Source organism: Agrobacterium sp. CCNWLW32, assembly GCF_037083425.1.
Taxonomy (GTDB): domain Bacteria; phylum Pseudomonadota; class Alphaproteobacteria; order Rhizobiales; family Rhizobiaceae; genus Agrobacterium; species Agrobacterium radiobacter.
Window position 1 is genome coordinate 1 of record NZ_JBAOJM010000017.1, and the last position, 22,754, is coordinate 22,754.

Annotated in this window: 19 protein-coding genes and 1 pseudogene; 8 read left to right on the forward strand and 12 right to left on the reverse strand. The window is 56.4% G+C overall.

Going from position 1 to position 22,754, the window contains the following annotated elements; genetic code table 11:
- Positions 1-399 precede the first annotated feature (399 nt).
- Both V6R85_RS23540 and V6R85_RS23545 read left to right on the forward strand, forming a co-directional pair.
- Positions 400-759, forward strand: a complete 360-nt coding sequence (locus V6R85_RS23540) for a hypothetical protein (RefSeq protein ID WP_198958582.1) — start codon at positions 400-402, stop codon at positions 757-759.
- A 76-nt stretch (positions 760-835) separates the two neighbouring features.
- Positions 836-1,306 carry a hypothetical protein gene (locus V6R85_RS23545; RefSeq protein ID WP_236760371.1) on the forward strand — a complete coding sequence of 157 codons (471 nt, stop codon included), beginning with the start codon at positions 836-838 and terminating at the stop codon, positions 1,304-1,306.
- Between the two features lie 227 nt (positions 1,307-1,533).
- Here the strand turns inward: V6R85_RS23545 and V6R85_RS23550 are convergent, their stop codons facing one another.
- A complete protein-coding gene (locus V6R85_RS23550; RefSeq protein WP_020811808.1) occupies positions 1,534-1,812 on the reverse strand; it encodes a hypothetical protein in 279 nt (92 codons plus the stop codon).
- Positions 1,813-2,027: 215 nt separating this feature from the next.
- Between V6R85_RS23550 and V6R85_RS23555 the strand changes: the two are divergent.
- Positions 2,028-2,105 (forward strand): annotated as a pseudogene (locus tag V6R85_RS23555) (IS5/IS1182 family transposase); the annotation flags it as partial.
- 72 nt (positions 2,106-2,177) lie between these two features.
- Here the strand turns inward: V6R85_RS23555 and V6R85_RS23560 are convergent.
- Positions 2,178-2,774, reverse strand: a complete 597-nt coding sequence (locus tag V6R85_RS23560) for a mobile mystery protein B (protein WP_087744454.1) — start codon at positions 2,772-2,774, stop codon at positions 2,178-2,180.
- Positions 2,771-3,232 (reverse strand): mobile mystery protein A, encoded by a 462-nt coding sequence (locus V6R85_RS23565; protein ID WP_336377228.1) that lies wholly within the window; start codon positions 3,230-3,232, stop codon positions 2,771-2,773. The genes V6R85_RS23560 and V6R85_RS23565 overlap by 4 nt, the downstream gene beginning before the upstream one ends.
- Positions 3,233-3,744: 512 nt before the next feature.
- Here V6R85_RS23565 and V6R85_RS23570 point away from each other — a divergent pair.
- The gene (locus V6R85_RS23570) at positions 3,745-4,926 is read left to right on the forward strand and encodes a Fic family protein (protein WP_087744448.1); all 1,182 of its coding nucleotides are present in this window, start codon (positions 3,745-3,747) and stop codon (positions 4,924-4,926) included.
- Between the two features lie 273 nt (positions 4,927-5,199).
- On the opposite strand, the gene V6R85_RS23575 is transcribed toward V6R85_RS23570, so the two are convergent.
- Genes V6R85_RS23575 through V6R85_RS23585 form a run of 3 tightly spaced genes read right to left on the reverse strand, consistent with a single transcriptional unit; the run spans position 5,200 to position 8,326 of the window.
- Positions 5,200-6,231 (reverse strand): ankyrin repeat domain-containing protein, encoded by a 1,032-nt coding sequence (locus tag V6R85_RS23575; protein ID WP_087744446.1) that lies wholly within the window; start codon positions 6,229-6,231, stop codon positions 5,200-5,202.
- Positions 6,232-6,252: 21 nt separating this feature from the next.
- Positions 6,253-7,260, reverse strand: coding sequence for an alpha/beta fold hydrolase (locus V6R85_RS23580; RefSeq protein ID WP_080865236.1), 1,008 nt, complete (start codon positions 7,258-7,260; stop codon positions 6,253-6,255).
- 13 nt (positions 7,261-7,273) lie between these two features.
- Positions 7,274-8,326 carry an NAD(P)-dependent oxidoreductase gene (locus V6R85_RS23585; RefSeq protein ID WP_111791583.1) on the reverse strand — a complete coding sequence of 351 codons (1,053 nt, stop codon included), beginning with the start codon at positions 8,324-8,326 and terminating at the stop codon, positions 7,274-7,276.
- A gap of 54 nt (positions 8,327-8,380) precedes the next feature.
- Between V6R85_RS23585 and V6R85_RS23590 the strand changes: the two genes are divergently transcribed.
- Complete coding sequence (locus V6R85_RS23590) at positions 8,381-8,998, forward strand: TetR/AcrR family transcriptional regulator (RefSeq protein WP_111791584.1); 618 nt, start codon at positions 8,381-8,383, stop codon at positions 8,996-8,998.
- Between the two features lie 493 nt (positions 8,999-9,491).
- Here V6R85_RS23590 and V6R85_RS23595 read toward each other — a convergent pair whose 3' ends face one another.
- A complete protein-coding gene (locus tag V6R85_RS23595) occupies positions 9,492-10,403 on the reverse strand; it encodes a LysR family transcriptional regulator (protein WP_111791585.1) in 912 nt (303 codons plus the stop codon).
- Positions 10,404-10,539: 136 nt separating this feature from the next.
- On the opposite strand from V6R85_RS23595, the gene attM reads away from it, so the two are divergent.
- The 3 genes from attM to V6R85_RS23610 all read left to right on the forward strand — a co-directional run bounded on the left by attM (position 10,540) and on the right by V6R85_RS23610 (position 14,768).
- Positions 10,540-11,331, forward strand: a complete 792-nt coding sequence (gene attM, locus V6R85_RS23600) for an AttM family quorum-quenching N-acyl homoserine lactonase (RefSeq protein ID WP_111791586.1) — start codon at positions 10,540-10,542, stop codon at positions 11,329-11,331.
- Positions 11,332-11,661: 330 nt separating this feature from the next.
- Entirely contained in the window at positions 11,662-13,812 is a 2,151-nt protein-coding gene (locus V6R85_RS23605; RefSeq protein ID WP_045534711.1) for a xanthine dehydrogenase family protein molybdopterin-binding subunit, read from the forward strand.
- A 323-nt stretch (positions 13,813-14,135) separates the two neighbouring features.
- Positions 14,136-14,768, forward strand: a complete 633-nt coding sequence (locus V6R85_RS23610) for a glutathione S-transferase N-terminal domain-containing protein (RefSeq protein ID WP_045534713.1) — start codon at positions 14,136-14,138, stop codon at positions 14,766-14,768.
- 67 nt (positions 14,769-14,835) lie between these two features.
- Here the strand turns inward: V6R85_RS23610 and V6R85_RS23615 are convergent, their stop codons facing one another.
- The 5 genes from V6R85_RS23615 to V6R85_RS23635 all read right to left on the reverse strand — a co-directional run bounded on the left by V6R85_RS23615 (position 14,836) and on the right by V6R85_RS23635 (position 22,577).
- Positions 14,836-16,077, reverse strand: a complete 1,242-nt coding sequence (locus tag V6R85_RS23615; protein ID WP_236760344.1) for an MFS transporter — start codon at positions 16,075-16,077, stop codon at positions 14,836-14,838.
- 66 nt (positions 16,078-16,143) lie between these two features.
- On the reverse strand, positions 16,144-16,902 hold the full coding sequence (locus V6R85_RS23620; RefSeq protein ID WP_045534717.1) for an SDR family oxidoreductase: 759 nt from the start codon (positions 16,900-16,902) through the stop codon (positions 16,144-16,146).
- Positions 16,903-17,097: 195 nt separating this feature from the next.
- On the reverse strand, positions 17,098-18,060 hold the full coding sequence (locus tag V6R85_RS23625; protein ID WP_045534719.1) for a GlxA family transcriptional regulator: 963 nt from the start codon (positions 18,058-18,060) through the stop codon (positions 17,098-17,100).
- A 144-nt stretch (positions 18,061-18,204) separates the two neighbouring features.
- On the reverse strand, positions 18,205-21,390 hold the full coding sequence (locus V6R85_RS23630; protein WP_111791587.1) for an efflux RND transporter permease subunit: 3,186 nt from the start codon (positions 21,388-21,390) through the stop codon (positions 18,205-18,207).
- The gene (locus V6R85_RS23635; protein WP_045534723.1) at positions 21,387-22,577 is read right to left on the reverse strand and encodes an efflux RND transporter periplasmic adaptor subunit; all 1,191 of its coding nucleotides are present in this window, start codon (positions 22,575-22,577) and stop codon (positions 21,387-21,389) included. The genes V6R85_RS23630 and V6R85_RS23635 overlap by 4 nt, the downstream gene beginning before the upstream one ends.
- Between the last annotated feature and the right edge of the window lie 177 nt (positions 22,578-22,754).

Here is a 22,754-nt window from a genome sequence, read left to right on the forward strand (position 1 = left end):
TGGAGCCGTGCATCCTTGAGCCATCGACCTGGCAGGTCGCATTCGAATGCTTCCTGATCGGATTATCAGGACTAATGCAAAAAACTTTGTCGACGAAGTAAGCTCGTTAAAACCGCTGCAAAGCGAATGGATTTGAACTGAGGAATATCGGTAGGGATGAGAATCGTGAAGAAAGCTGTCAGCTTAGCCGTCTTTTTTGCTTTGACTGTATCATGGTCATCAAGCCAGGCGAATGAGCCGTAATTCTCGACTCGTTTAATTATATCCGTTGATGAGCCGCTGAATAAAGAAGGTGGGGCGGTAATCATATCTGGTCGTCAGGTTTCTGATGATGAATGGCGCGCCCTAGCTGCAGATTCGGGACCTGGGGACGCTCGCGAAAAGGCGTTCCATATAAGCGTGTCGTCGCCTGCCTCTATCGTGGATTTTGTTTACCCTGAGAGCGGAACCTACAGTTTTAAGTTTCAATCTCCTTCTGGCAGCAACGCCCCGCCCCTTAAAACTCGGGAGGTTTTAACTGGCAGTGCTGAGGTAGCCGATCCGGAAACCAAAAAGCAGGTGAGTTGGCTCTCGATGAGCGTCATTTATGTTGAAGGTGCCACCTATAATGAGGGATGGGCGCGGATATTCGCTTCCACTTTCGATCTGGCTTTCAATAGCGAGGATAAAGCTGCCGTTTGTATCGAGCGTTTCTCTGCGGGCCGTGTTTTGTCGTTGTCCCGGAGCGCGAGTGAAACCTTTGTGAGGGATTCCAAATGAGCCAGTTACTTGTAGTGGTGAGGTCATTTCGTCTCAATAAAAATATCGGTCTGGGTGGTATTGTCTTCCACGGCGATTGGAGAGGATTATCGTAATTTTAGACTTCATTGGAAAAGATTGCGCGCTGGATCATCAGGCCATCCGAAACAGGAATTTCGCGGCGAGGATTTATCCCGAATTTCCAAGCGGGGAGGAAATCGCTCTTGTCGCCGCGCGTATCGGTTGTGACGAGATTGATTTCGCTGCTTACGAGTTCGGTCAGCCTCCGCGCCAATTTTCACCGCAACCGGTAGGGTTGGTGCTTGACGCATTGTTTGAAAATTCGCCTTATGGCCTTCTGATCCATTTTTCAGGTCATGATCTCTGGATCTGGGCGCCGGAGGATCACGAATACCTCGTTGTCTTTGGTGATACCAATCTGGTCCGGGCGATAGAACGAAGTGACATATTCTCATACAGCTTTGCTGAATATCTGGGCAGTGGTGTTATGTCGCAAGCGACAGTCACGCATCTTCGCGGCGTAGCATCGAACTATACGATCGGGTAATAGCGGGCGAGCCCACTGAGGGCGGATCATGGATGTGCTGGAAGAGTCCGGGAATGTGTTCGCTGGCCGGCTCAAGGGTAACCTAAGCACAAGATTTTCACGACGACACCTAACTATACAGCATATTAGGAGATGTTCGACCAGCGTGATCTGTTCTGCATGAAGCAACGCCTCCGGAGAAGAAAACTTTTTCGCCATTCTGCTGACATAGAAGCCCGGTGCTTTAGTTAAAGCAGAGAGACTATCATCATCGCCCAAAAAAAGACGAGCATGGCGATACAGGCCGGACGGAAGAGATAAAATCGCTGCCAGTTCGTGAGGCGGAGGTCGTTGTAGTGCATTGATCTGTCAAGTCTGACGTGATCCATGTCGCTGTCGACAGAAAAATCGCCACCGTTCTTCTTGTAGAATCGATACTCCCGAACCTGCGTAACAATCTGTTGTACAGCCAGAAGGCTAACCGCGATCAGGGCCGCTGAAAAAATAACGATCTCAAGTATCAGCAAAGTGTTTCTCCTGTGCGATCGGTTGAAACGGCGACGTATCCGGGTTTGAATCAAATCGTGGGAGACGAAGTGCCAAATGGATGCAATTGTCGTTCAAAACTACGCAATGTCGATTTTTTCGTCCAGTATCTGACTAGGGTCAGGACCCATTGATTTGATGCGTCGGATGTGATTCAGGCCCCGCAAGGAGACTGATCATGAGCGACCTTTATTAGCTGACAGATGAGCAAATGGCGCGGCTTGCGCCGTATTTTCCCAAGAGCCACGGCAAGCCTCGGGTTGATGACCGCCGTGAAACCTGGAGTGCCGCCGATTGGGTGCCATATGGCTACCGACCGTCTTTGTCAAAAATGCGATGGGCCCTGTCAGCTGCGTGCGAATTCCAGAAGCGGAGCGATGTCATGATTGTCCGCCGCGCGTAGTGCTGCGACGTAGCGTCCACGCATTTCGCCAACATTGGCCAGACTGCCGCCGCCCCAGGTAAAAGGATCACCGCCAAGCCGCTCGATCAGTCGGTCGGCTGCGAGACGTGCCTGCCGTCCATTTCCATTCGGGAACGGGTGGATGGCGACGAGACGATGATGGAATCTGATTGCTATCTCATCCGGTGGAAAGGTCTTGTGTTCAATCCAGTAACGGATGTCGCTCAATAAGCTCGCGAGCTCCATTCCAATACGATAAGCCTGAACGCCGATGTTGCGCTCCGTCGCCCGGAACGTGCCGGCCCATTGCCAGACGTCACCGAACATCCGTTTATGTAGTGTCCGCATGAAGTCTTCGCTGAGCATCCGTTCGAGTGGCAAGCGCCGCCGGCCACGCGCCCAAGCCGCACCCTCGACAATGTTTTCCTCTTCCGCTTCGTTGAGGTCGCGGCGGTGAGTGATCCAAGTCTGAAGCAAACCCTCCCGTTCCTGCGGCTCAAGCGGCGTCGCGTCTTCGGGTTCCTGGAAAAGATCTGTCATACCTCGTGCCAGAGATCGCGCTCAGAGAGCCTGTCGTGGATGTATGCCTGGATGCGAGATTCGGAATCCGCATTGTCCGTGCCTTGTGCTTCCAAACGCATCGTGTGCGCGACGCGCTGGAGTTCGCGCTTGGCGATCTTGCGTGCCCGTGCCTCGATAACGGTTTCAAGAGAGCTGTTTGGAACGAGGGCATAGACGAGCGTGCAATCCAGGGCCTCGGCGGCGCGGCGCAGGGTATTGAGTTGGATTGTCCCGGCTGCCTCCGACTTTTCGATTGATTCAACTGTTTGTGGCCGGACTCCGATGCGCGTGCCCAGCTGCGCACCCGTCATGCCGAGGGCATCGCGCAGCGCTCGGATCCATCCCTTCGGTGGCGCCCTAAACCGATCAACTGGTTGGAGCGGCTGAAGTCTTTCGTCAAGCCGTCCCCGTGCTCTTTTGCGGGTATCACTTTTCATTTTCAGCCCATAAACTGATATTGGATTTGTTTTATCAGCTTAAAGGCTGACCCTCAAGTACATTTCATCAGCCTGTAGGCTGCATAAGATTTTCGTGACAGCAGTCTGTAGTCTGATTTCTGTCTAATGGTATCAGCCCTTAGTCTGGTGCGTGATCTGGAGAAACGCCGAGGGGTCGACGGCGCACGTCCTCACGGAAGAAGAACGCCAGGCGCTGGTTGAGCATGACTTCGTCACCCTGTTTGAGATGGTGCCCACTTCTTTCTTAACCTCACCCTCTTCATCGGGATCTACGACGAACCCTACCGGCAAAAACTCGGCCCCTTGGCCTTTCAGAGAGAGTTCGCCGAGAAGCTGCGGCACTGGCATGGCAAGACCTACCCTTCGATCAGAACCTAGCCGGGGCCAGAAGGTCAATGTCGGCTCGTTAATTAAGCGCACTTACCTACGTCTGTCACTTAATTAAATGAAATGCGTCTTGCTTAAATAAGGGGCGCGATTGATATTGGGTTATGTCTGATTCCGAATCCAAAAACCGCCTGGGTCGTTTCGTCGAGACGGTCGCTGCCAGTGAAACAGTGCGGGCGTTCGTGCCCCCACCATTGCCGCCCGAGCCGGCGATTGATGTGCTTTCATTGCTAGAGCGCCTCAGCTTGGCTGAGCGCGCGCTAGGACGCCTGGATGGTATCACAATGCTGCTGCCGAGACAGGAGCTGTTTCTTTATATGTATGTAAGAAAGGAAGCCGTTCTTTCCTCGCAGATTGAAGGCACGCAGTCGACCCTTTCTGATCTCTTGCGGTTTGAGACCGAAGCTCAAGCCGGGCAGCCGGTTGATGATATCCGTGAAGTATCCAACTATGTTGACGCCATGATGTATGGTTTAGAGCGGCTGGAAACGTTGCCCATGTCGTTGCGTCTGATCCGCGAGATGCACGCTAGGCTCCTGGACAGTGGGCGGGGGGGCACCAAGGATCCAGGAGAGTTCCGCCGCTCGCAAAATTGGATCGGTGGCACGCGCCCCGGTAACGCACACTTTGTACCGCCACCCGTTACTGAAATGGCCGGTTGCCTGGATGCGTTCGAGCGCTTCATGCATGACGACCAATCACGGTTACCCGCGTTAATCAAAGCTGGCCTGCTGCACGTGCAGTTCGAAACGATCCATCCGTTTCTCGATGGTAACGGTCGTATCGGCCGTCTGCTTGTAACCCTGTATCTTTGCATGAAAGGCGTTTTGCGAAAGCCGCTGCTCTACCTCAGCCTCTATCTGAAGTCCCATCGGAGAGAATACTATCGGCTACTGCAAGAGGTTCGCGAACATGGCAACTGGGAAGCTTGGCTGGAGTTTTTCCTGACGGGCGTCGCCGACACTGCCAATCAAGCGTTTGAGGCTGCTACTCAGATCGTCGATCTTTTCAAGGAAGATCGGGAGCGGATAACGATGGAGAGTGATAGAGCAGGGTCGGCCCTTCGCATTCACGAGCTTTTCCAGCAGAATCCTTTTCACACAGCGAACCAGATTGTTCAGGTGACGGGTTTGTCCGCGCCAACGGTCAACGCCGCACTCGCCGACCTAGAGCGATTGGGCATCGTTGATGAGGTTACCGGCCGCAAGCGTGGCCGCGTGTTTAGCTATCGACGATACCTTGCAATTCTAGGCGAAGGCACCGATCCCTTGCCCCTCAATTCATGACAAATAGATGGGGCCAAAGGTTCGACTTTCATCAAGGCGTAAGATGAGCCGACCGTCGGCATGTTCACGTCGGCGGCTTCATTCGAGGGGTTCATCATCACTCGATCTCACAGCCGAGCCGTGTTAAAGATGCACCCAACCAAGCAAGTTTATTTTTGCTTAGCTTTACGTTTTTCATCTGCTCATCTCAGCCGCTACGTCTCGACATCGGAGGGTGCGGTGCCGAGAGAAGACCGTCGATATCGCTACAGATGCGGTCACCCAGATTGAGCACTAGCTGATTGGGCCGAAGTTACGTGGTTGATCGCTGTCGTTGTTCAGGATTTCAACGATCCGATTATAGCCGTAGAGAGTAGCGAGGCTCAGTGGTGTCATGCCTGAATGAGTTTTCAAATCACGGCGAGCACCGGCGCGCACCAGAGACGCTACGGCATCCACGTATCCATGCCACACAGCATCGTGCAAAGCGGTCAGACCATTGTAAGGACCCTGCGCATCAAGCTCAACCTGAGTATCCCCCTGCTTTGTTGATGAGGTCAAAATATCGATGTGATCCGCCTTTCCGAAGTAGGCAGCATCGTGAAGTGGCGAACCACGCATGAGACCGATCGTACGGCGAGGATCTGCACCAGAATCCAGCAATAAGCGCACTATTTCGGCATGACCTTCGCGAACTGCGAGACCAAGAGGTGTGTAGTCGTCATCGAACGTCCCGGTTATTGGCACCCGAACCTCAAAATCCGCGCCATCTGCGATCAGCCGCTTCACCTCCTCAATATTTCCGGCCTTTACTGATGAGACGATCGACAAGCTGGCGATGTGCTTTTCATCCGCCTCATCTCGATCCTCAATAAGCGCAGCGATTACCTTGAGGGCGTCATGCCTGGCGATTTCGAGCGCTGTCTGTTGCCAGTAATTCCGTATCGTGGTGCGCGCGCGGCGCGACAGCAAAACCCGCACAACAGCTTCGTGCTTGTGAAGCACGGCATCCATCAATGCGGTATTGCCAAGAACTGGCGATTGCTGATCGATGAAGGCTCCGTGGTCAAGCAGAATCCCGATCACGTCGGCGCTGCCGGACTGCGCTGCCTTGTGGATTGCCGTTGCTCCCATTCGAGGTTCCGCCGCCAGCACGTCCGCCCCGGCAGTAAGGAGCAAAGCAACAGCTTGTGCCTGTCCAAGCGCAGACGCGATCATCAACGGCGTGAGACCATCGGGGCCTCTAGCATTAACGTCCGCCCCGGCGTCGATAGCTTCTTTGACCGAAGCAAGACCGCCTGTACGAATAGCGTGAGAAAGTATCATGGACCTATGTTCCTTGATCGATTAGACAGTTGCTGAAACGGCGGCGTTCAGGCCGTTCAGGAATTTGATGATTTCGGCATTCACGCGTTCGCGGGCCTCATGATGAGGCCAGTGACCTACACCTTCCAGGCGCACGACATCGACGAGCCCGGGCGCTGTCTCGCGCATCTCTTCCACGGTCGGTGGGACCGGGTGGAACAGTCGGCACAACCCGTCTGCATCGCCCCAAATATAAAGCGATGGCTGCTTGATAAGCACATCTTTGTAGGCAGCGAGATGCTCAAACGTCGCCTGCACCCCACGGTACTGGTTCAGACCGCCTCTAAATCCCGTTCGCTGGAACGTTTCGATGTTGTGCTTCATATAGGCTGGATCGACCCAGTTCGGCAGTATTTCAGGGGCAGGTCGAAACATATTCCGCTTTGCGTCGATGGGGTCCCAGCCGGTTCCTTCGGCGGGCTCGCCCGACAGCCAGTAGAGTGCACTGGGGATAGTTTTGCTCGCATCACGGATCCGGTTATCCGTCTCCGGCTTCATCATGTCGAAAGCATAATAGAGATCGCCGAGACCCCGACTGCGTAGCATGTCCCAAGTACTCAACTCACCACGTGGCAGGAACGGGATACTGAGTGAAATAATCCCGTTGAACCGATCTGGTCGCATGACCATTGCCCGTTGTCCGTGGTCCGCGCCCCAATCATGCGATACGATCGTTGCGGTAGGCACCTGCAATGCATCAAGGATGCCAATCAGGTCGCCAACAATTAGGGCTCCGCTGTAAAGTGCTGGATCTTCCGGGGAATAGCTGTCGCCAAAACCCCTCATGTCGAGCGCAATCGCGCGGTACCCGTTATCTGCGACAACTTGCATCTGGCTACGCCATGTTTCCACAGTGTCGGGAAAACCGTGCAAGAAAAGCACGACGGGACCACGGCCTTGTTCAACGACATGGAATGAGGCACCGTTGGCCTCAATTTGCGAATGGTGTACGGGATGATCCGTGGTGGCTGATGCTTTGGGGTCACTCATTTTATGCTCCAGTCTATGCTTGATCCGAGCCTTGCGGCGCGCGTTGGACCGGCGCCAATTCCATGACTTCACCACCTGAGGCGCGAAGGCGCTCAAAGTATGTGGAGTGGTCGATGAGCTGGGCTGGGAAGTAGAGGCCCGGTCGGGGCGTATCGCCCGCGAGACCAGCCATGCGTTCAAGAACGAGCGCGACACCCAGACCCGTTAGCGGCATCTGCCCACCGGGGTGAACGATCGCGTGACGTTTCCGAAGCGGCTGCCCGGCGTGATCCAGGCCTGAAAGATTGATCATGATTTCAGTCGATACCGGTCCGCCATTCCGGCGGGTGGAGCTCATTCCAATGGCCAGGTCGAACCGAATATCAGGAGCGCCGGTTGCGTTTGCCAACAACAAGACGTCGTTTGGCGAAAACAAGTTCGCGTCCAACTCGGTACCGTCGATTGCGCGAACCTTCGATCTGGTCTCGGCGCCATGGCACCATCGCCACGCGCCAGCCGTTCTCATAAGAGCGGCAGCACCCGCATACATCTGGCGCTCAAGGTCTGCATTTGCTGCAGGTCCGAACGCATCCTGTTCATCGAGCACTGCCTCGATATGAATGTTTTCCAGACGACCAAATTCTCGGGCGAACAAGAGTGACGGCACGCTTGTCGCACCAACGAGCCATTCTGTACCAAGGACGACTGGCGCGGCGGTAGGTCTCTGCATGAATGTAGCAGTTTCCAAGCCCAGCTCGCTTATGCCTGGTGAGATGTTGACGTGCCCAACGCCCAATTGTTGGGCCCAGCGGAGAGCTGCCCCGGTTTTATCCGTAAAGAGCGTTGCGACCGCCGACACACGTTGCTCGCCTAGCCCCAGGTCAGAGGCAGTGAGGTCCACTACCACCGCAGACGCGCCGTCGACAGCTGCTGCTGCTCGTATCGCGCGTTGTTCGTCGCGACCACCAATGAGGATTGGTACATCAGGATATTGCTCACGCAAGAAGCGTGTGGCCCATCGCCCAACCTCGCCGGCGCCGCCGATAATCAGTATTGGGTCGTGGAGACTTCCAGAAGCTTGTAACATCACGATACCTGTGGTTTACTAATTCCTACACATGGTAGGTTACTAAAAGTAGGTATGCAAGTGGAAAAGCAAAAAGCCGCCATCGACAACAGGACTACAGGCCGACTTTCGAAGCCGGAGCGGCGTCAGCAGCTACTAGAGACGGCGCGCCTGATCGTTCGGGAGGAGGGTGCTGATCGGCTGACACTAGGTCACCTGGCAGCGCGGGCGGGCGTTTCCAAACCTGTGACCTATGAGCACTTCGAGACCAGAACGGGTTTGTTAATTGAACTCTATCGTTGGATAGACACCGAACGCATTGCCGCGTTTCGCACACTTATGGCTCAGGGAAATCGACCGGCGACAGAGACTATATTGGCTTTGGCTAAAACTTATCTGGCCTGCGGAACCGACCAAGGTGACGAATTCCATGCTGTCGGCGCGGCGCTCGCAGGAAGCGAGGAGAAAGCTAGCGTGTACCAGGAGTTGGTCGATGCTGTGATCGAAATGTTCATGGATGTTTTACGGCCTCACTCAAGCTTTCAGCCGGAATCGCTGGCATTGGCCTGCGCGGCATTGGTTGCGGCAGGAGACGCGTTGACAAGCGCTGTCACACGCGGGAGCTGCTCCGCTTCTGAGGCAGAGGAGGTGTTTTCGAATCTCATTGGAGCTGTGGCCCCGGGTAAAGTGTAAGAGGGGGTGTCGCTCGAAACAGCTGGGGGATATCGTGAGGGGCAGCTTCCGCAACTTGGCGCGACCCTCGCAAGCCATATGCGGTGACATTAGTATCCCTAGGTGTTTGTATTCGATTGTCGATTGAAGGCTGCTTGTGACGCGGATGCCGGCCATGCGCCGATGGACTATTCTGGCCCGTATACTAAGTCGATGGTGCGACACTTATTCCCTTCGCATCAAGCCATGAAAGGTTTTTTCCTTGCCGTCATAACATTTGCATCGTTCATGAACTCCGTCCTCAGTAGCGCATTTCCGGTTCGATTCCCATCAAGAGCATATGTGAGATGTTCTATACTAGCTGCCGAGCGCTAATGGCTCGTGTCTTCAAAAGGTTCGGGTAAACGGCATGCGAGTCTTGCGTCTGCTGGTAGGCATTGTCTGCTCGACAATAATTCCTGCCTACCGTTTGCTTGGATCTTAAATCAGAAACCAATCGACGATCTTACGAGCTTCAAGCACTGGGATGTCCTTGCGTCAACGCCGAGGGCAAAATTTCGTCGAGCAGCGTTAGCGCTGCGCGAACGCTGGGCGCGATAGATTTTTTGGGGGAATACAGCACATATAGATCAAAGCTCGCGAGGGTAAAATCCAGCAGGATCTGCTTCAGCGTCCCTTCAGAAATGGCATCAGCACATACGATATCCTGAAGGACGCCAATGCCAGCGCCGTCCAGCAGCAATCTGCGAAGCGGGCGCCAGTTACTGACGACGATGGCTGTCTCAACACGCACGGTGACCTGGCGTTTATTTCCGGCTGTGAGCACCATCCGGCCATCGTTGAATAGACCCGCCACGCGCAGAAAAGGATGCCGACCGAGATCAGCCGGAATATCTGGTTCACCATGTCGCTCGAGGTAAGCGGGCGAAGCCACGAGTCGACGACCTATTTGCCCGAGCTTGCGCGCTGTAAAACTGCCTTCTCCAAGGGTGCCGAGCCGAAGCGAGATATCGACACCCTCAGTGACTGGATCAACCATGCGGTCATTCAGAATAAGTTCGGCCATCAGTCGAGGATGACGTTCACGCAGACGCTGCAGCAGGGGTGCGACCACAACCTCGCCTAACCCATGTGGTGCGGCGATCTTCAAGGTCCCGTGGACAGAGGCTGGATCGTCCAAACTCGCCAACGCATTTTCAGTCGCCTCGATGGCCAACTTACAGCGCTCATAGAAGATATGGCCGGCCTGCGTCACTGACACCCGCCGCGTGTTACGTTGTAAAAGCCGGGTACCCAGATGCGTTTCCAGTCGATCGATGCGCTCGCTGACAGCCGGCTGGCCGATGCCCAGGTCGCGGGCTGCGGCCGACATGTTCTCGCGCTCGACGACCCTGACAAAGACACGCATTGCAGCCAAATAATCCATGATGTTAATCTATCGGATTGTCCGATAAATGGAAGTGGCATGAGGAGCATAATCATCGGGCATGAATTGATCTAAAGTCGAGAGCAATTCGATTAGATGGGTGGTGCCCATCATCAATGACCCACGGAGCTTCTCAATGACTGATATCAGACTCTATTTGTTTCAGGCTGGCCGACAGAGGTGCATGGACCATCATATATGGATGAACCAAGGCACAGGGGCTCTTGTCGAAATTCCGGTCCCTTGGTTTCTGCTCGTTCATCCCAAAGGCAATACGATCATCGATGGCGGCCTTGCAGTCGAGGGGCTTGCTGATCCACGGGCCTATTGGGGATCGTCCATCGACGCCTTCGAGCCGGTCATGAGTGAAGAGGAAGGCTGTATTACACAGCTTGGCGCGCTTGGTATCGATCCCGGAGACATACGTTTCGTTGCGCTGTCGCATCTCCATTCCGATCACACAGGCGGGATCGGTCGTTTCCCGAATGCGACACACATCGTACAGCGCAGTGAATACGAATACGCCAATAATCCCGACTGGTTTGTCGCCGGAGCCTATGTTCGCAAGGACTTCGATCGGCCGCACTTGAATTGGCATTTTCTGAAGGGTGACTGCACAGATTTCTATGATGTCTACGGTGATGGGGTGCTGCAGGCGATCTTCACTCCTGGGCACTCCGTCGGCCATCAGTCATTCCTGGTGACACTTCCCAATCAGAAGGCCATCCTGATTGCTGCCGATGCCGCTTACACACTGGATCATTGGAACGAGAGAGCTTTGCCCGCACTGATGTCGTCGGCGGTCGATACCGCGCATTCTGTAAGGAAGCTTCGTGCATTGGCAGATCGTACCGGTGCCCTGGTGGTCCCAGGCCATGATCCGAACGAATGGTCCCGGTTCCGGCTTGCTCCGGCCTATCTTGATTGAGGTGCATTCCTCATGATGAGGCCTGAGCATAACCCTTCGTACTCATCTCGCCATAGGAAATGCAGGCGATAACTGGCCTTCAAAAATGCACAGGGTTTTCCGTCATCATGAGGGAGCCGGTGTCGGGGATGTTTATGCGTATTGCTCTGCGCCGGTCGCGACTGGATCCGATCAGAATGTCTTTTTTAAAGTTCTCGCTGTTGCTGCCGGATCGTTCAAGAAACCCATTCGATACCGACGCAAGTTCCCGGATCGAAGTTCACAGATGTTATCTGTCCGGAATGTGGGCTTCCTTGTCAGATCCATGGTGCCGGACCGGAGAAGAGAGCGATGATCAATAACTTGCACTCGCGACGAAATTTCTTGAAGGGCACGGTTTTGGCGACGGGAGGATTGGTGCTTTCGGTCCAGCTGCCGCGCCTCGGGAGAGCCGCAGTCGCCGCCGGTCAGGAGAACCAGAAATCGTTCTTCCCGAATGCATTCATCAAAATCGATAGCGACGGCATCACTCTGATCATGGCTCATCACGAGGTTGGCCAGGGCATCTTCACGTCCAGCGCCATGCTGATGGCCGAAGAACTCGTGGTTGGACTTGATCAGGTCAAGCTCCAACCCGCGCCTCCAGACCTCTCGAAATATCTCGATCCGCTTCTCTTCGACCAGTCGACAGGTGGTTCGACGTCGACGAGGGCCGACTGGATGCGCCTGAGGCAGGCTGGGGCGGCCGCGCGGATGATGCTGGTTCAGGCCGCCGCTTCCGAATGGTCGGTGCCGGCCTTGGAGTGCCGTGTCGAGCTAGGCGTCGTCCATCACGATGCCACCGGACGATCTATGACGTACCTCGAGGTCGCGCCCAAAGCTGCGCTATTGTCAGTTCCTGAAAACGTTGTGCTGAAGGAGCCTCCGGAATTTAGGGTCATCGGCACCCGCGCCAAGCGCCTCGATACCCCGCATAAGGTGAACGGCAGCGCTATCTACGGGATAGACATCATCATTCCCAACATGAAATTTGCGACCCTGGCCATAAGCCCGGTGGTCGGGGGGCTGATCTCGAAGATGAACGAAGATGCAGCGCGAGCGGTCAAAGGCGTTCACGATATCGTCAAGCTGCCCGACGCCGTGGCCGTAATCGGCGATCATATGTGGGCCGCTAAGGCAGGCGTCGATGCGCTTGAGATCGAATGGGAGGCCGGACCCAATGGATCGATGAACCTCAATTCGATCATCAAGAAACTGGAACAGGCATCGCAGCAACAGGGTGTGATCATCCGCAACGACAAGGATGCCGCCTCGGTGATCTCGAATGCGGCGGTGAAGCTCTCCGCTGTCTATGAGTCGCCCTTTCTCTCCCATTCGCCGCTGGAGCCGCTGAATTGCACGCTTCACATTCAGGACAACAAGGCAGAGATGTGGGTCGGAACACAAGTTCCGGTGCGGGCACAAAAGGCCGTCGCGGAAGCAACCGGACTGCCGCAGGAGAGTGTGGTTGTGAATAATCAACTGATCGGCGGGGCGTTCGGACGTCGCCTTGATGTGGATTCGATCGAACTCGCCGCCCGGCTCCTCAAGGATATCCGGTATCCGGTAAAGCTCGTCTGGACCCGAGAACAGGACATGACGCACGATTACTACCGTCCCTACTATTACGACAGGGTCGCGGCGGGGTTGGACAAGGATGGTCGGCTCATTGGGCGAACGCACCGTGTGACGGGATCCTCGATCTTTGCACGCTACGCGCCCGCGGCCTTCATCAAGGGTGTCGATCCTGATGCGATCGAGTGCGCCTCGGAGACGCCCTACGACGAGGACGCGGTTTTCGTGGATTATGTCCGCAACGAGCCCGACGGCGTCAATACGAGCTGGTGGCGTGGAGTTGGTCCGTCGCACAATCTCTTCGTAGTTGAAAGTTTCGTGGATGAAATGGCTGCGGCGATCGAGCAGGATCCCGTCGAGTTCAGACGCAGGATGCTGACCAAAAACCCACGCGCGCTGGCGGTCCTGAACGAGGCGGCGGAGAAGGCGGGCTGGGGCGAAAAGCTTCCAGCCGGAAGAGGCCGGGGGGTCTCACTTCAGGTGGCGTTCGGAAGCTATCTCGCACATGTCCTCGATATCGAGATTACAAAAGAGGAAGTGAAGCTTCTTCGATCGGTCATCGCGGTCGATTGTGGTATCACGATCAACCCCGATACCGTGGAAGCCCAGATGCAGGGAGGTGTGATTTTCGGGCTGAGCAGCGCCATGTACAATCAGGTCACCTTCACCGACGGAGCAGTCGACCAGACCAATTTCGATATGTACCGAGCGCTCCGGATCAACGAGATCCCCAAGATCGAAATCTATCACATCAAGAGCCAGGAGAACCCGGGCGGCGTGGGCGAGGCAGCAACGGCTGCTGCCGCAGGTGCGCTCGCGAACGCGATCTTTGCGGCATCCGGAAAACGCATCCGTTCATTGCCACTCGCGGAGGCAGCTCTGAGCTAGCAACAGGAGCTGAGAGACGGCGTTGGCTCAACTGTGATCGCGCGCCGTCTCTTGGCTCAAACGAAAACCGACCGCAATGTGTCACGCGAATTGGCACCTACAGCTGCCTAAAAGCGGGCGGTGCCGTCTTCAGCACGAGACTACATGGTCGATGCCGCGCGTCGTTGGCGGGTCGCAAAGTGCAGTCGCTTTCTGGCCCGAAGTTCGGCTGGAATTCGTCGAGGACCACTGCGGAAGCCGCGTGATTCCATCGGCAAGATCATGCGGCGTAGATTCCACGCCCTATACCGTTGTCTAATCTCCCACTCAATCGAGATCATCCAATGAAACTTTACACGCATCCTGGAGCAAGCTCGCTCTCCGTCCACATCCTTTTGCGCGAGACGCGTCTACCTTTCGACCTGGAGGTGATCAATGTCACTGCCAAAGTTCGCGCGGATGGCTCCGACTACTGGAAGGTCGCCCAGCGGGGAATGGTACCACTACTGGAACTGGACAACGGCGAGACGCTGACCGAGAACCTCGTGATCGCCCAATACCTCTGTGATCTCGCGGGACGTCGTGACCTGATGCCGGAACCGGGGACCATGCAGCGCTACCGCGTCATGGAGTGGCAGAGCTACGTCGCTGCGGAACTGCACAAGAGTTTCGTACCGATGTTTTGGCCAATCGACGAGGAAATGCGGACGCTCGTCTTACAACGTATCCGTAGCCGCCTCGGATTCCTCGACGAGAGCCTCAAAGGACCGTTCCTGACCGGGGAAACCTTCACGGCCGCCGATGCCTATCTTTTCGTGATCGGGAGCTGGGCGAGGCATTTCGGGATCCCGACCGATGAGTTTCCTCGCGTGAGGAATTTGCTCAAGCTTGTATCTGAGCGGCAGTCGGTACGGGATGCTCTGAATGCGGAGGGGCGCGGGCTCGTTGTTATCGACGATCCTGATCCGATGCCGTGACGCGCAAATGAAGAAATTCGGCGGCGATGTCGGACATCGCCGCCGAGCGTTCAAGAGGCGTTCGTGCTCAAACCCCTTGGCGCTTGAAGCGCTGGTCAAGGAGTAGGGCGACAATTTCAGCCGCACCTGCTGCCACTCCGATGAGCCAGATGTCGCCGGCACCAACGATGGCCGCTCCGATAGCGCTTCCGATTGAGAAGCCGAGATACATCGTTGACGTATTCAACGAAAGAGATACCGACGCCTGGGACGGCGACGAGGCCTGGATGAGGCGCGCCATTTGTGCCGGGAAAAAGGACCAGACACTGAAACCCCATACGGCGATCGCAACAAGGGTCGGAACCAGTGCAGTTGATGGCGTCAGGCCCGTCACTGCGGCAAGAGCAAGGAAAGACAGTGCCAAAAGGACCAGCGAAGTCGTAGCTACCTTGCGTGAGCCGAACCGGTCGTTGAGCGCTCCGCCAGTGGTTACTCCGATGGCGGCGGCGATACCCCACATTGAAACGGTTGCAGCGATGCCGGTCACTCCGAAGTCTAGTTCGGATTTCAGGTAGGGCGCAATGTAAGGGTAGGCAGTATAGGCACCCAGGGACCAGAACAGGGTCACGGCGAGTAGCTCCAGGATCGCCTTCTGGCGAATCACACTGACCCTTTCGGACAGGCTAGCGACGGTCATACCGTCTCCCACCTGACGCCGTATGCCCGTCAAGATGCCGATAATCGCGATGAGGCCCATAACCGCGACAGCCAGAAACGTGGCACGCCAACCAAACGCATGGCCGACCAATGCGCCGAGGGGCAGGCCAAGTGCAATCGCGATGGTCATCCCGCCGCTGACAATCGCAAGGGCGCGACCACGTCTATGCGGACCGGCTATGGCACCCGCCAGCGCATTGGCACTCGGGACGTAAAGACCCGATGCGACCGCCATCAGGACGCGCGCTACGAGCAGGGTGGCGAAGGTGGAAGAGAAAGCGGCGGCAAGGTTACCAACAGTGAACAACGTCATTGCCACGATCAGCGTGTCCCGGCGATTCATGCGTCCGGTCGCGACGGTCGTGATCGGCGAGCTGATGGCCAGGACGAGCGTGAATACAACGACCAAAATGGCGGCCGTCGAAATACTCATGCCCAGATCGTCGGCGATGGTTGGTAGGAGAGGCGCGATCATGAAGCCTTCGGTGCCGATGGCAAAGGTACCGAGGGCGAGGAAATAGGCTGGGACCAGGGACGGTGCCGACGTTTCTGTATTCTGCACAACGCCGTCACCCGACATCCTGTTGTCTGTGATTTTCAGTCGATTTGACATGACGGATTCCCCGCGGAATTTGCTTCCCGGCCATTGACCGGGAAGCAATGCCGCGATTTTGAGGGCTTAGACTGGGATCGGGTTTGCCGCCAAGGATTCATTGAATCCGTGGACGAAGGCGTGCTCATTGTTCCCCGGGTTATCGCGAAGGGCCGCAATTTCCTCGACGTAAACTTCCGGGGCGTCTGTCTCGAGACCCTTCATCGTCTTTTCGATGAAAGTATCCAGCGGCATCGCGCGCGGATCACCGCTCTTTTTGACGAGATCCGTATCGACCCATGGCGGAGCGATTTCCTGGACCTTCACATTGGTGTCGCGAAGCATGAACCGTTGCGAAAGCGAGTATGAGTGAAGGGCTGCCTTTGTCGCTGAATAGACCGCATTCGAAGCGAGCGGCACGAAGGCGAGTACCGACGTATTATTGATAATCGTCGCTTCGGGCTGCGCCTTCAGGTGTTCAACGAGCGCGGAGGTCATGCGGATCGGGCCAAGCAGGTTCGTGTCGATAATGCGACGCGATACTTCGTCGTCAACCAGGCCGGAAGCGTCGTCGAACGGCATGATGCCCGCGTTATTGACCAGGACGTTCAGCTTGGGATACTCGGCGATCAGCTTCCTGGCGACGCGATGGATGTCGTCAATGTCGTTGATGTCGAGCTCAACGCCATCGATTCCCGGATTTGCCGCGGAGACTTCGTCGAGCAACGCCTTGCGGCGGCCTGCGACGATGACCTTGTTTCCGAGTTTGTGGAAGGCTTCCGCCAGCCCGCGGCCGATACCGGAAGTCCCGCCCGTAATGAAGATGGTGTTACCTGTCGTTTTCATGGATCGCTCCTGTTCGTTGAGACGCGCGTATTTCTAGGCGTATCGGCTCGGTTTCGATTGGAGGATCATGTCCCAAAATGCGATCGTCTCAAATGTCAAGGAAGCAGCATTTTAGGACATTGGTCGATCGTGAAATTGGCGATGGCTTCATTCATTCGTTAAGAGGCTCTTAGGGGCGCTGCATGTCTGAGGACGTCAGCTCTCCACTTTCTCCAGTCCAGCGCCTTCGATCATTTTAAGCGTACGACGAACGGCCTGAGGCGGCTGTCCGAATGAGCGAAGAAATGCGCGGCGCATGCGGTCCCGGTCAGCGAAACCCGTGTCGCGTGCCACGATTTCGACGGGATGGGTTCCGTCTTCGAGCATGGCTTTTGCTGCCTCGAGTCGGAGTCGCTCGACGGCTTTTGCTGGTGAATGCCCAGTTTCTTCACGGAACAGCCTGCTGAACTGACGAGGGCTCAGATTCGCGGTATCCGCGAGTTCTTCGACGCTCAAAGGATTTCGAAGATGTTCCTTTGCGTAGACAAGTGCTTTTCGGATACGGTCGGAGCGCGGTTCCAGCTCGAGAAGAGCGGAGAACTGGGACTGCCCGCCGGGCCTCCTGTGATAGACGACAAGCTTGCGAGCGATCGTCTTCGAAAGCGCCGCCCCGTAGTCATCCTCGATGAGCGCCAAGGTCAGGTCGATAGCGGCACTCATTCCGGCTGATGTCCAGATATTCTCGTCGTGAACGAAGATGCGGTCTTCGTCGACATGGACTTGCGGGAACTTCCGCTGTAGATCGCGTGCGTGCGCCCAATGGGTTGTGGCGAGCCGACCATCCAGCAGGCCCGCCTCTGCCAAGAGGAAGGCTCCTGTGCAGACACCCGCAATACGCCTGCATTCCGTGGCTGCATTGACGATGTATTGACGCAGTACCGGTGAGGACGCACGCGGAACCAGTTCGCCGACGACCATTAGTGTATCGGGATACTCTTCGAGCTTCCTGGTCTGGATGCCGATGTTCAGCGAAGATCTGACCGTCCCACCTTTTTCAGACATCACGGTCAGCCGATAGGCCTCTTCGCCCAGCTCCTGGTTTGCGAATTCGAACGCGGAGAGCGCCGCCAGTCCCATGACCTGGAAACCATCCTCGAGAATGAAACCCACGCTGCGCATAGCCTGATTACTCCTGCTGCTTTCAATGCGATACTGCCGACGTTACTTCCTATCGGTGACGCCGGCAGACCTTGTCTATATGGATTGGCGATATTGCGATTGCCACCGCGGCTTTCGGCTCGCGATGGCTTCGATCGGAGAAGGTTACTCAGCCGCCTGTCTCGTCTCCGGCACACACTCGTCCTCGCCGAGCTTCCTCGGCACATATCGCGACCGTAGCAGCACGTAAAACACCGGGGTCAGGAACAGGCCGAATAGCGTGACGCCGATCATGCCGCTGAACACGGCGGTACCGAGTGACCGCCGCATCTCGGCTCCTGGACCCTCGGCGATCGCGAGTGGCAAGACGCCGAAGATAAATGCGAGTGCCGTCATGAGGATCGGGCGCAGACGCAGATGGCAGGCTTCGATAGCTGCTTCCACCGCGGTCTTTCCCGCGTCTTGCGCCTGGCGCGCGAATTCCACGATCAGGATGGCGTTCTTCGCCGCCAGGCCGATCAGAACCACGAAGCCGATCTGCGTGAGAATGTTGTTGTCCATTCCCCTCAAATAGACCCCGAAAAGTGCACCCAGCACCGCCAGCGGAACGATGAGGATGATTGCCGCCGGCAGGATCCAGCTCTCATATTGTGCGGACAGTGCGAGAAATACGAAGACTACCGACAGCGCGAAGATGTAGACAGCGCTGCCTCCAGCGTGGGTTTCCTGATAGGACAGTTCGGTCCACTCGTATGTCGTACCTGATGGTAGCGTCTTTGCGGCAAGCTGCTGCATTTTTGCGATCGCCTCGCCCGTAGAAACGCCAGGAGCGGCGTTGCCCTGGAGAGGGACAGAGACATACATGTTATAGCGCTGGACAAGCGTCGGGCCGCTTGTCTCCCTGATGTTCGCAAGCGTTCCTAACGGAACAAGGGCTCCAGTTGCGGATTTGACCTTGAGATCGAGCATATCGTCGCGCTCAAGGCGGAACTGTTTGTCCGCCTGGGCACGGACCTGATAGACTCTTCCGAACGCGTTGAAGTCGTTGACGTAGGCGACGCCCAGATTGCTGGATAGAGTGTCGAAGATATTGGGGATCGGAACGTTCAGATACTGCGCCTTGTCTCTGTCGATATCCAGGAAATACTCCGGGCTAGATTCCGAGAAGGTGGTGAAGACCCCGGTGAGACCTGGCGTCCGGTTCGCTTCGACCATCATCTGCTGAGCCAGGCCGAGGATGCGGGTCATGTTCGAGTTGTCCTGATCCATAATTTGCATCTTGAAGCCGCCCGAATTGCCGATGCCCTGAACCGGTGGAGGGGGGATGGCAATGATGAAGGCCTCATCGACGCTCTGCAGGTTCTTATAGAGCGCCCGGATGATCTTTTCGGACGTGTCCCCGGTCGCCAGCCGTTCCTCGAACGGCTTGAATGGTGTGAAAATCACGCCAGCGTTCGAAGCGTTAGTGAAGGTTGCGCCGCTGAAACCTGCAAATTGCACCGCATTGGCGACACCAGGTGTGTCCTTGGCGATATTTCCGGCCTTCTTGATCACCGCATCGGTGCGGTCGAGGGATGCGCCTTCCGGAAGCTGGACGACCACGATCGCATAACCCTGGTCCATGATCGGAATAAAGCCGCTCGGCACCTTGGTGTTGAGGAACCAGGTTGCTCCGAGGAGAGCGACGAAAACGACAACTGCACAGCTTAGACCGGTTTTCGAGCTGACGATACTCCGGACGATTGCGGAGTAGCCGGAGCTGAGTTTGTCGAAACAATGGTTGAAGATATCGGCACACCATTTCGTGAGCTTCGTCACGGGGTTCGTCTTCGTCTCCGAGTGATCGTGAGGGCGCAGGACGATCGCTGCAACGGCCGGAGACAAGGTCAGCGAGTTGAGTGCAGAAATTGCTGTCGCGATCGAGATAGTCACGGCGAATTGCCTGTAGAACTGGCCCGAAATTCCCGGAATGAAGGCCGTCGGCACAAACACGGCGATAAGAACGAGCGATATGGCGATGACCGCCGTACCCACTTCATCCATCGTAACGTGCGCTGCCCGACGAGGCGACATACCGTTCGCGAGATTGCGCTCTACGTTCTCTACCACGACGATCGCGTCGTCCACCACGATACCGATTGCAAGCACGAGACCGAAGAGAGTGAGCATGTTCAGGGACATGCCGAATGCCGCCAGGAAGGCGAAAGTACCGACAAGTGAAACCGGGATCGCGACGATTGGGACGATCGCCGTTCTCCAGGACTGCAGGAATATGAGAACGACGATGGCGACAAGCACGATCGCTTCGCCGATCGTCCTATAGACCTCGTTGATCGAATCCGACACGAAAGCCGTGGTGTCGTAGATGATCCGATACTCCAGACCGGGCGGAAACTGGCCAGAGAGATCTTTCATGATCGATTTGATCTGCGCAGCGGTCTGCAGCGCGTTCGTACCAGGTCGCGCGAAAATACCCATCCCGACCGCCGGTTGATTGTTGACATAGGAGTTCGTCACGTAGTCACGCGCACCGAGCTCGATCCTGGCGACGTCTTCAAGTTTTACGAGTCTGCCGTCAGGCGTTGACTTCACGATGACGTAGCGGAACTGTCGAGCATCCTGGAAGCGACCGTCTGTGCGCACGGTGTATTGGAACGGGTTCTCCCTTGCTGTGGGCGGCGCCCCGATCGAGCCGCCGGAAACCTGGACGTTCTGATCGCGCAGAGCGTTCACGACGTCGGTTGCGGTCATTCCATATGAAGACAGCTTCTCCGGATCGAGCCAGATGCGCATGGAATATTGCCGCTCCCCAAAAATCTGGATGTCGCCAACGCCCTGCAGGCGGACGAGCACATCCCTGACGCGGTTTCGCGCGTAGTTGGACGTATATAGCTGGTCGTATCGGCCATTCGGCGAGAGCAGATGCACGACCATGAGGAGGTCGGGCGAGCTTTTGGTCGTGGTGACTCCGAGGCGCTGCACTTCCTGGGGCAATCGGGGAAGAGCGACTGCCACACGGTTCTGCACGAGAACCTGAGCTTTATCGAGGTCGGTTCCCAGGGCGAACGTGATCGTAAGCGTCATTGCACCGTCTGCGCTCGAATAGGAAGACATATAAAGCATGCCCTCGACGCCATTCACCTCTTGCTCGATCGGCGTCGATACGGTGTCAGCAATCGTCTGAGAGTCGGCTCCAGGATACGAGGTCCTTACGACGATCGTCGGAGGCGCGATCTCGGGATATTGTGAGACCGGAAGCTCGAAATAGGCGATCGTTCCGACAATCATCAGAACAAGCGAGATGACGCAAGCGAAGATCGGACGGGAAATGAAGAAGTGGGCGAACCTCATTGGCCTGCCTCCGATGCAGATGCGTTTTCCGGTGCAGAGGCAACGGGGTCCTTGTTTTCCGAAGGCAGCGTTGTTTCCTTGGGATCGACCTTCATGCCGGGGCGCACACGCACGACGCCTCTCACGATAATGGATTCGCTTCCGTCAAGGCCGCTACGAACGACCCGGTACCCGAATATCCGCGGGCCGGGCCGGATGGCCTTCGTGCTGACCGTATTGTCCTTCCCGACAACGAAGACGACGCGCTCGTCCTGGTCCGAGCTGATAGCCTCGTCCGGGATAAGGACTGCCTGATAGGAGTTCGACCCCTCGAGCTCGACGCGGCCGAATAGCCCTGGCTGCAACGCGAAGTCCGGATTTGCGAACCGGGCGCGGGCGCGAAGAGTGCCTGTCTGGGGATCGACCCGGTTTTCGGCGAAGTCCAGGGTCCCTTCGAATTTGGTGCGGGCCCGGTCGCCAAGGGTGACGGAGACTTTCAATCCGCCGCCGCCACTCTGCAGGACTTCACCGTTCTTGCGGGCCGTCTCGGCATAGTTCAGGAGCCTGCGCTCGTCGATGTCGAAATAGAAATCGATCGGATCCAACATGACGATCGAGGTCAGTACCGTCTGGTCGGCCTGGACGAGATTGCCCACCGAAATCTGATGACGGTCGATACGGCCACCGAGCGGTGCGGTGATCCGGCTATATGTGAGGTCGAGGTTCGCACGATCGAGTGTCGCCTGTGCGCCCTGGACATTCGCTTGTGCTGAATCCAGTTCACGGCGACGGTCGTCGAGGGTAGATATCGTCTGGCTTCCGGATTTCACCAGAGAATTGACGCGATCGAATTGCGCCTGCGCATAAGTGAGGCCTGCAGTGGCAACAGCGAGGTTGGCTCGCGCCTGGTTCAGTGCCGTCAAGAATGGGCGCTGGTCTATCTCGAAGAGCTGATCACCCTCCTTGACGAGCTGACCATCCCTGAAGTTGATCGCCTGCAAGTAGCCGCCAACGCGCGCCCGGATTTGAACTTCCTCAGCAGCCTGGAAGCGGCCGATGAATTCATCGCGGTCTACGACATCGCGCAGCACTGGCTTGGCCACGACGACCTGGGGCGCGGGACTTGTTTCCTGTGCAACTCCGACCGAGGTCAAAGCGACGCTGCAAGCGAGGAGCCAAAGTGAAAATGGAATCGAGCGGTACTTCATCAAAGCCCCCTGTGGTGTTGCGGAAATGCGCATCGCAGGTCAACGTCGGTGCGGCACACTCGAAAAGACTGCCGGAGGCGAGCAAGAAACGATTGTAAGATCGGTCCTCCCCAGCGGAACCCGATCGTCCAATATCGATTCTCGGGTGATTGTTAGAAAACGTCTGAGGTCAAAGGA